The organism is Streptomyces lushanensis, assembly GCF_001700515.1.
Lineage (GTDB): Bacteria > Actinomycetota > Actinomycetes > Streptomycetales > Streptomycetaceae > Streptomyces > Streptomyces lushanensis.
On sequence record NZ_MAUD01000480.1, the window covers coordinates 1 to 9783 of the forward strand.

4 protein-coding genes and 1 pseudogene are annotated in these 9783 nt (G+C 72.8%); 2 read left to right on the plus strand and 3 right to left on the minus strand.

Going from position 1 to position 9783, the window contains the following annotated elements; all coding sequences use genetic code 11:
* From BFF77_RS30065 to BFF77_RS30075, 3 genes are all read right to left on the minus strand, one after another.
* The coding region (locus BFF77_RS30065) for an Hsp70 family protein (protein WP_141698566.1) at positions 1-914 on the minus strand (914 nt) is incomplete at its 3' end.
* A gap of 63 nt (positions 915-977) precedes the next feature.
* Positions 978-3152 (minus strand): SpoIIE family protein phosphatase, encoded by a 2175-nt coding sequence (locus BFF77_RS30070; protein WP_066956281.1) that lies wholly within the window; start codon positions 3150-3152, stop codon positions 978-980.
* Between the two features lie 553 nt (positions 3153-3705).
* Positions 3706-4755 carry a chymotrypsin family serine protease gene (locus tag BFF77_RS30075; protein ID WP_066956284.1) on the minus strand — a complete coding sequence of 350 codons (1050 nt, stop codon included), beginning with the start codon at positions 4753-4755 and terminating at the stop codon, positions 3706-3708.
* 585 nt (positions 4756-5340) lie between these two features.
* Between BFF77_RS30075 and BFF77_RS30080 the strand changes: the two genes are divergently transcribed.
* Together BFF77_RS30080 and BFF77_RS30085 are read left to right on the plus strand one after the other, a co-directional pair.
* A complete protein-coding gene (locus BFF77_RS30080) occupies positions 5341-8712 on the plus strand; it encodes a DUF6603 domain-containing protein (protein WP_066956287.1) in 3372 nt (1123 codons plus the stop codon).
* Positions 8709-9783: pseudogene (locus tag BFF77_RS30085) on the plus strand (hypothetical protein); the annotation flags it as partial. The gene BFF77_RS30080 and the pseudogene BFF77_RS30085, both read left to right, overlap by 4 nt.

The following is a 9783-nucleotide window of genomic DNA, read 5'->3' on the forward strand; positions in this document are numbered from 1 at the left end:
GCGAGCACCTCCCTGGTGACCTTGAGGACGGGGGACTCGGGGAAGAGCCGGTCCTCCGTGCTGTTCACTCCGCTGAGCTGGTGCTTGATCCTGCGGGCCAGGTCCTCCAGCGCCATGGCCCTGCCCAGCTCGGCGCCGTCCCTGACGGCCAGCAGCGGCTCCAGCCACTCCTGTTCCGTCTGCCGCAGCCACCGCACCAGCGCGCCGTCGATGTCCCGTCCGCCGCAGGAGTCCAGGCTGGCGTGGCCCAGCACGTGGGGGACACCGCGGCTCTCGCCGCGCCCCGCGGCGCTCTCTTCGGTGTCGTGGCGGACCAGCGCCGTGTCGAAGGTCCCGCCGCCGAAGTCGTAGACCAGTACCGTGGCCGGGCCCGCGGACCGCACGGGGCCGGGCGCCGGCCCCAGTGCCACCGCCACCGGCTCGGACAGCAGCTCCGCGTCCTGGAAGCCCGCCCGGCCGCAGGCGTCCAGCATCGCCGTCCACCGCGCGCCGTCCGGCCGGTAGCCGGCGGGAACGGTGACCACGACGCGCTCCAGCGCGGAGTCCTGCGGCAGCATCGCCAGGGCCTCGTCCCGGAGGGCACCGAGCATCCCGGCGACCAGTTCCGTACAGGAGAAGGCCCGGTCTCCCAGCCGCACGGGCTCGTCGAGGCCCAGCAGCCGTTTGAACTCCTTCAGATAACGCGCCGGGTCCCGCTGGCGCCTGCCGTACGCCGCCGCCCCGAACAGCAGGCCCTCGTCATCGGCGTAGACCGCCGACACCCAGCGCCACGATCCGTTCAGCGGATCCTTGACCAGCCGGTCCCGCCCGTCGGCGCCGACCAGCACGGCACGGCTTGTCGACGTACCGAAGTCCACGGCCAGCACATTCTCCGACCGCACCCGCTCCCGCGCATCCACGTCGTTGATGAGCACGGCAGTTGGATTCCGGCCGGAGGTGTTTTGTTCCCGGCCGTCCCAAGATCTTCGCCACGGCCCTCAGACGCGGTGCGCCGCACGCGGTGGAGAGCCGCTCTCCAGCCCGTGGGTGCGCGCCAGCAGGAGGGCGATGTCGTCAGGTGACGGCTGCGGCATCACCGCGTCGGGCAGGGCGGCGCCGGATGCGCGGCGAGGATTCCGCGTCATCGCGGCGATCACCTCCGAGCAGAGCTCCTCCAGCGGGAGCCCGGGACGCGCGAGGGCGGCCCCGAGCCGGCTCAGCCCCTCGTCCAGGTCCGCGTCGCGGGACTCGATCAGCCCGTCGGTGTAGAGGGCGATGATGCTTCCCTCGGGCAGTTCCATCGAGAAGGGCCGGTACGAGGTGAGTCCCATGCCGATCGGTGTTCCGGCGGGCAGGTCCGGGAAGGTGACGCCGCCGTCCGGGTGGACCACCGCGGGCGGCGGATGCCCGGCCCGTGCCATGGTGCAGATCCGGGTGGCGGGATCGTAGACGGCGTACACACAGGTGCCTCCCATGGTCTGGGACCAGAGGCCGCCTCCGGCACCGCCGTCCTCCCCGCTGTCCTGCTCGGTCAGCCGGACGACGAGTCTGTCGAGTCTGGCGAGCAGTTCATGGGGCGGCAGATCCAGCTCGGCGAGGGTGCGTACGACCGTACGGAACTGTCCCATCCGCGCCGCGGCGTTGATGCCGTGCCCGACGACATCGCCCACCACCAGCCCCACCCGGCCGCCGGGAAGATGGAGCGCGTCGAACCAGTCGCCTCCGACGCCCTCATGGGAGTCCGCGGGCAGATAGCGCGACGCCACCTCCATCCTCTCCCCTCCCGCGAGGCGCCGGGGAAGCAGATTGCGCTGGAGCGCGAGCGAGGCGGCCCTTTCGCGGGTGAAGCGGCGGGCGTTGTCCAGACTCAGCGCCGCCCGCCCGGCGAGTTCCTCGAACAGGAGCAGGTCGTCCCGGGAGAACGCCATCCGGTTGTCGTTGCGGACGAACACGGCCTCGCCGAGGAGTGTCCCGCGCGCCTGGAGAGGGACGATGACCAGGGAGTGCATACCGGTCGCGCGAATGGTCCGCAGCCGGTCCGGATCCTGGTCGACCCAGGTGCCGGGAGACAGGTCGATGACCGGCTCGTAGTGCGACTGCCGTGAGCACAGGGCGCGGGTGAACGGGGACGACGGGGGAACGAAGACCACGTCCCCGATGTCCCACAGGGATTCCGGCATGCCCGGATGGATCGAGGCCGCTCCCGCACGGCGGAACACGGGAACGCGCTGGTCCGGCGAGGTGAGCCGCTGGAGGGGCTCCCCGCCGATCGGCACCGATTCCGCCAGGTCGACCGTGATGTAGTCGGCCAGTCGCGGCACCGCGAAATCGGCCAGCTCCTGAGCGGTCTTCATCACGTCGAGGGCGGTTCCGATGCTCTTGCTGGCCTCACTGAGCACAAGCAGGTGTTTGCGGCCGTCGGACTTGCTGATGTCCGTGGCCAACGAGCACACACCCAGCGGCCGGCCGTCCGGGCCGTCGAGGCGGAAGTAGGTGGACGAGAGCACGAGCTCGTCGTCCTCGCGGTCCTCGCCGTTCTCGCCGTCCTCGACCCGGACGGTCCACCGCTGCTCACGTTCGATCACCGGGATACCGGTCTCGAACACCTGGCGGATCAGGGCCTTGACGGCCCGGCCCTCATGGCCCGGGGACAGCTCCGGTGTCCCGCGCCCGGGCCACCGCTCACGTATGAGCCGGTCCCAGCGCCTGGCCTCCTCGTTCGCCCAGATGTACCGCCCGTCACCGTCACGGATCGACACACAGATCGGTGAGCGGGCCAGCAGCGAGGCCGCGAGCGGTATTCGCGGCGGCATCCGGGGAGAGGCGCCCGGGACGGCCGTGGCCATGACGAACCAGTCCGTTCTGGCGCCGCCGGACAGAGGGAGGGCCTCGACGGACGCCCGGACACTCTTCCCGTCCTTGCCGCGGAGCTCCGTCGTCCCCGACCACGGCTCCCGCAGCCGTGCCCGCCCGGCCCACTCCGACAGGTCCCGGGCCGCGCGGCGGGGCATCAGCAGCAGCGCGGCGGAGCGGCCGACCACCTCCGCGGAGCTGCGTCCCAGCAGTTCCTCGGCAGCCTTCGTCCATCCCGTGACGGTTCCCCGGGTATCGATCACCGCCACCGCCGTGCCCACCCGACCGGGGTCCGGCATTCCGGCTGTGGAGTCGACCATGACCGGCCTCCGATCGCGGACGATCAGCCTCTTCCGTCGAATTCCCGCCGACGGCTCCCGGCGGGCGGGCTGCTGCGCCGGGGGAGCCGTTCGGCCTGCGTGGTCACCTGGGTCCTGTCCGGTCGATCCTCGTGGGCCCGTAACGTCCGGCGCGGCGTCTCGCGGCGTTGTCGGAGTCTCCCGAGTACGTCCGGTACACGGGCGATCCTCAGCCTTGCGAAGCACCGCACCGGACGCCCCGGGCTGATCCACGAAGATCGAGCGGACAGGACCCAGCCTAGCAAGATCAATCAGAGCCATTTCAGAGTCGCGTCACGCTCCCGCACGTCGTGGCGGACCGATGAGGAGCGCGACCCGTGCCCGTGGGGGATCGCCCGCGGGGGATCGGACGCGGCCGGCGTGCTCGATGCCGTCGGCGGGGGAAGAACCGCCGGCCGCGCCGATCCCCCTGTCAAGAACTGCCGGAGTCCCCGTGCCGGGGTGCCTCGGGCCTCGGGGATTCGGGCTTCGGGCTTCGGCGCGGCCGGGCCGACGGGTCGGCCGGGCCGGTGGGTCAGCCCGTCACGATGGCGACGCCGAGCATGGCGGTCACCACGGTCCACGGCTGGATGTAGCCGGTGGTGTTGTTGCCCGCGATGACATGACCGCGGATGTAGGCACCGGAGTTGTCCTTGACGTAGAAGGCGCCGCCCGAGTCACCGCCCTGCTGGAGCGTGCCACCGGTGTAGGCGATGACAGGTGACTTGCAGCCCGTCGAGGTACACACCTGCGCGGTGGTGCTGGTCGCCGTGTGACCGCACTGCTCGCCGGTGGTGCGTCCACTGTGGCAGTAGTTGTTGAAACCGACGACGGCTCCGCCGGCCGAGACCACCGGGATGCTGGTGCTGCTGGTGACACCGCCGGTGAAGACGCGGCCCGCGTAGGACTGCCCGCTGATGAGTTCCATGTCCGCGGCGTCGCCGGTGACCGGGGGCAGGCGCCGGTCGGAGACGGTGCCGTAGGTGTTCGCGCCGGACTCGGTCACGACGGTGGTGCCGTTGTTGAAGCAGTGGCCGGCGGTGGTGATGAATCTGACTCCTGATCTCTGCACGGCATAGCCGGAGGAGCACAGGAGGCCCTCGGCCGCGATACCGCCGCCGCCGTAGAACGGGGGTGAGTCGTTGCGCCGGTCGAAGGTGTCGGTGGTGGTCGCCGGGCGGAGCTGGAGCTGGGCGGCGGCCTGGCTCTGGGCGGCCCCGGCGCCGGACAGATCGGTCAGTGCGGAGACGAGCCGGGCCGGTGCGTCGGTTTCGAGGACGATCCTCCGGGTGGCGGGATCCACGTAGCTGGCGAACGTGTTCTTGGTGCCGTGCGCGGCGACATGGTCGGCGATCCGCTTCTGGATCTTCTTCAGCGCCGATGCCACGGCGGGCGACGGCGCCACGCTGTCGAGGTCGGCCCGGTGGTCCGGGGCCAGACGGTCGTCCTTCGGCGAGGCCGTGCGGACGGGCTCCTTGTCCTTCTCCCCGCCCGGCGCGCCCCGCGCCGGCCCGGCGCCCAGAACCGCCAGCACGGCGATGGCCGCGCCGAGCGCGCCGAACAGCCTCTTCTTCGTCCTGATCACGTGGAATCCTTCCGGTACCCACGACCCGGGGCCGTGGCCTGGTCAGATGACGGGCCACCGGCTCGGAGGGCCGACAGCGCGGACGCCGCTCGCGACCACGCGCGCACCGGACGGCAGGGCCGATCCGGCATGGGCATGACGTAAGAGACGAGTCCTCAGCATCTCGGTGGTCGCGGGGGATGAGGGAGAGACCGAAAGTGTGGTGTCCCGGCGGACAGCAGCACTCAGCGGGCGCGCGCCCGCGCCGCACGCCCGCCCCGTACACCTCCCGCGCCGCCGCGCGCCGTCGTGAACGCGGCGGGTCCGGTGAGGGAAGCCCGTAGGCGATCCGGGTGGTCGGGCGCGCCGGAATCGCGGGGCCGCAGCCACCGCACGGTCGCCGCCGCACGGTCAGGGCCGAAACACCGGGCGGAGGTGTCCCGCCCGGCCGTCCCGACCGGTCGTGACAGCCGTCCCTGGCGCCCGGGACGGCGGGAGGCCGAGGCTTCCCCGCAGCGGCAGGGGAATCACGGCTCGCGGACGTACCGGGGGAGAAGTCCGCGGGCCCGCCCGGCAGCAGCTCTCCCGCTATCGGAAGGGGATCCCGTGCAACTCGATCGTTCACTGGCGGAGGCGGTGACGGATGTCATCCGGCCGGTCTCGGCCGCCGCCGAGAGCCCGGCAGCGGCTGCCCAGCTCGTCGACCTGCTCGGCTGGGAGCCGACCGTCGTCGAGGGTCTGCCGGAAGCGGCCACCGCGGCGTTCACGGCGGGCCGTACCGCCTTGCGGGAGATGGCGGGACTCCTGCGCAAGCCCCAACTCGAACTCGACGACCTGCGCGAGGCCTTCGGGCTCGCCCAACGGGCCTTCACCGGGATCCGGTCGGCGCTGTCACGCTGGCACCCTCCGGCCGGACTGCCGGCCGACCTGGCCGAGACCTTCCTCGAAGACCTGCTGAACGGGCTGTTCGACAGATGGCTGCTGGCCCAGCTGCCCCGGCCCGCCGCCGTCCTCACGCTGCTGGGCGTACGCACCGTGTCCATGGGCACGGCGATCCTCACCGCGGACGGCCGTACGGTACGGCGAGCCGTGCCCCGCCCTCGTCTGGACCTCGGGCGGCTGCGCCGCGCGCTCACCGAACCCCTCGCCGTGATCAAGGAGGCGGCGCTCGCAGGCGGCGACTCCGCCGCCGAGATCGGCGACACCCTCGGTCCGTTGCTGGAGTCCGTGGCGCGGGACGCGGGGCTCACGGCCGGCTACCGGATACCCGGCGCGGCCACCGACCCCGTACTGACGGATCGGCAGAAACAGGCGGCGCACCGCCTGCTACGGGTTTCCCTCGACGGCCGGCCGGACACCGCGGGTACGGACCCGGAGCCCGGGCCGCCCGTCACCGCCGACCTCGCCGTACTGGCGGGCCTCGCCGACGGACCGGCCGGGACCGCCGCGGTCCTGCTGCTGGAGGGAGCCCTGAACGGGCGGTGGGCGTGGGGTGACTGGACCGTCTCGGCCTCCTCGCGCGGCGACGTACCGCCGATCGTGATCGAGGCCGACCGGGTACGGTTCGAGGGCGAGGACCCGGGCGGGATCGTGGCCCGGCTGACCGCTGTCGGGCGCGCCCCGTCCGGGCCGCTGTGGCGACTCGGCCCGCCCACCGGCACCAGGGTGGAGATCGACGGGATCGACGCGGCCCTGTCCGTCTCGCTCTCCACCGGTCAACGGCCCGTACTGGCCGCCGAGGCCGCCCTGCGCGGTCTGCGGATGGTGCTGGGCGAGGTCGACGACCCGTTCCTCGCCCGGGTACTGCCCGAGGGCCCGCTCACCGTGCAACTCGACGCCGGGGTGGAGTTCACACCGGAGCACGGACTCCGGATGAGCGCGTCCGGCGCCCTGGAGTACCGGTTCCCGGTCGGGGTCGAGCTCGGACCGGTGACGATTCCCGCCGGTCTGGCCAGGATCGCCCTGACCGAGGACGGGATCGCGCTGGACCTGACCGGCGACCTCACCCTGGCGCTCGGACCGCTCGTGGTGTCCGCGGCCGACATCGGCATCCAGTTGGCGGCCGGGAGCGCCCAGGACCAGGGATCCTTCGGACCGGTCGACGTACGGGCGGGTTTCAAGCCGCCCACCGGCCTCGGTCTGAAGGTCGAGGCCGGACCGCTCGCGGGAGCCGGACAGCTGAGCATCGACCGCGCGAAGGGCCGCTACAGCGGCGCGGCCCAGCTGCGGATGGCACTCGGCGGACGGGACATCGAACTCGCCGCGCTCGGCCTGATCGACACCCGGGACGCGTCCGGCACGCCCCTGCGCGGCGCGGACGGCGCGGACGCCTGGTCACTGCTGCTGGTCGCCAGTGCCGCCTGGACGCCCGGCTTCCAGATCGGCATGGGCTTCGCGCTCTCCGGACTCGGTGCCCTCGTCGGTGTCCACCGCGCGGCCGACCCGGCGGCGCTGCGCGCGGCGGTCCGTACCAGGGCCCTGGACGCCGTGCTGTTCGCGAGGACGGGGACCGACCCCTCGCTGCCCGAGACCCTGGGCCGCCTCTTCCCGGTCGCCCACGGCCGCTATCTGGCCGGGCTCATGGCCAGGATCACCTGGGGCGCCACCGGCGGCGGACCGTCACCCGTGACCGCCGATCTGGCGCTGTTCGCCGAGTTCCCCGACCCGATCAGGATCGGGCTGCTCGGCCGGATCACGGTCGTCCTGCCCACCCCCGAGGCGGCCGTCGTCCAGTTGCGGATGGACTCCGTCGGTCTGCTCGACTTCGGCACCGGATCAGCATCCCTGGACGCCACCCTCGTGGACTCCAAAGTGGCCGGATTCACCGTCACCGGTGACATGGCGATGCGGATCCAGTGGGGATCGCGGCGCCGGTTCCTGCTGTCGGTCGGCGGGTTCCACCCCCGCTACGCCGACCGGCCGCACGACGTCCCCCGACTGGCCCGCGTCGCGATGTCCCTCGCCGAGGGCGACAATCCCCGGCTGCGCGCCGAGTCCTATCTCGCGGTCACCTCCAACACCATCCAGCACGGTGCGCGGGTCGAACTGCGCGCGGGTGCCGCCGGTTTCACCATCGAGGGCGAACTCGGCTACGACGCGCTGATCCAGTTCGACCCGTTCGGCTTCGAGATCGACATCCACGCCCGGGTGGCGGTCAAACGCGGCCGGCGGGTCATCCTCGCCATCGGAGTCGAACTCCATCTCTCCGGGCCCAACCCCTGGCACGCGCGCGGCAGGGCCACCTTCAAACTGCTGTTCATCTCGGTGACCGTGAAGTTCGACGTGACCAGCGGACGGCGCGCCCCCGGCAGCCTGCCCCGGACCCTCGACGTCTGGCAGCGGCTGCGGGCGGCGTTCGCCGACCCCGGCTGCTGGCACACCCTGCCGCCGGCCCGCCCGACCGGGGTGCTGGTCAGGGAAGCGCCGCGGAGCGCGGGCGGGATCCCACTGCACCCGCTCGGCGAACTCGCCGTCAGCCAGCGCCTCCTGCCCCTCGGCATGGAGATCGGCCGCATCGGAGGCAGCCCGGCCGACCGGCGCCGTACCTACGACCTCACCGGCTTCACCTGCGGCCGGGGCGGCGACACCCGCCCGGGCGAACTCGGCGAGGCGCTGTACGAGGACTTCGCCGACGGCGAGTACACCGACCTGACCGACGACCAGCGGCTGTCGCGCCCCTCCTTCACCCGGCGCCGTGCCGGACACCGCCTGGCGGTGGGACAGCTGAGACACCCCCACGGCAACGGCGACGGCGGTGTCCCGCACACCACCTTCACCACCGTCGACTACGAGGTCATCGGCGGCGGACCGGCGGCGGGCGCCGTAGGACTCACGGCGGACGCGCCACGCCGGGAGACGTCCGACGCCCGGACGAACTTCGCCCTGGCCGGCTTCGGACCGGCGGGCCGGGCGGCCTCGCGGGCGGCCCGGTTCACGGCCGTCGGCCCGCGTACGACCATGACGAAGGTGGCACGATGAACGGTGGACTGCGCTTCCTGCCGTGGATCCGCGACGGTGTCGCGGGGGCGATCGCCCCTGGTACGGCCCAGAACGCCCCGAGGGCGACCGTACCCATCACCCTGACCCTGCGCCGCTCGGGCGAGGACGGCGAGCAGCCGGGCGAGACGGCGCCGGTCGATGTCACCCTGCTCGGGCCCGGCGATGTCACGGGTATCGGCGCGGACCAGATCATCCGCTTGTTCCCGGCGCCCGACAGCACGGACGCCGAGGACACCGGCTTCGCCGCCGTCGAGTTCGCGCGCAGCGACCTCCCCTGGATGTTCACGCCCGGTGCCCCGGACGGCCGGGGACGGCTGCGGCCATGGCTGGTACTGGTGGTCGTACCGGCCGAGACCGCCACCGTCCAGCGTCCGCCGGACGCTCTGCCGGTCCTGAGCTGCCCGGTCGCCGAACTCCCCGATCTCTCCCGCTCCTGGGCCTGGGCACATGCCCAGGTGCTGGTCGGCTCGGAGACCGAGGACGTCGGCCAAGCCCTCGCCACCCACCCCGAACGTGCCCTGTCCCGGCTGCTGAGCCCGCGACGGCTGGAGAGCGGTACCGGTTATCTGGCCGCCGTCGTCCCCGCGTTCGAAGCCGGCCGGCTGACGGGGCTCGGTGAACCGCTCGGCGAGCACGAGTCCGGCCCGTTGGCCGATGCCTGGTCCACCGGCGGTCCGCGGACCGTATCCCTGCCCGCCTACCACCACTGGCGGTTCACCGCGGGCCGCGACGGCGACTTCGAGACCCTGGCGCGCGGGCTGGTGGGCCGCCCGGCCCCCGGGGTCGGGTACCGCGAGCTGGATCTGACCGGTGCCGGAGTGCTGGACATCGCCCCGGGCCAGGCAGGCGCCTCCGTGGCGCTGCCCAGCCTGCTGCGCGCCCCAGGAGCACCGCCCGAATGGCCGCTCAAGGACACCTGGCGGGCCGCCATGCGCGTACTGATGGCACGTCAGGACCAGCTCGCACCACCCCTGCACGCCGGACTTCAGGCGCCCGGCGGTAGCCCGAAGTGGCTCGACACCCTGAACACCGACCCCCGCTACCGCGCCG

Excerpts from the sequence above, each read along its gene's own strand:
- BFF77_RS30070 (WP_066956281.1), bottom strand. The coding sequence starts at position 3,152 with ATGGTCGACTCCACAGCCGGAATGCCGGACCCCGGTCGGGTGGGCACG.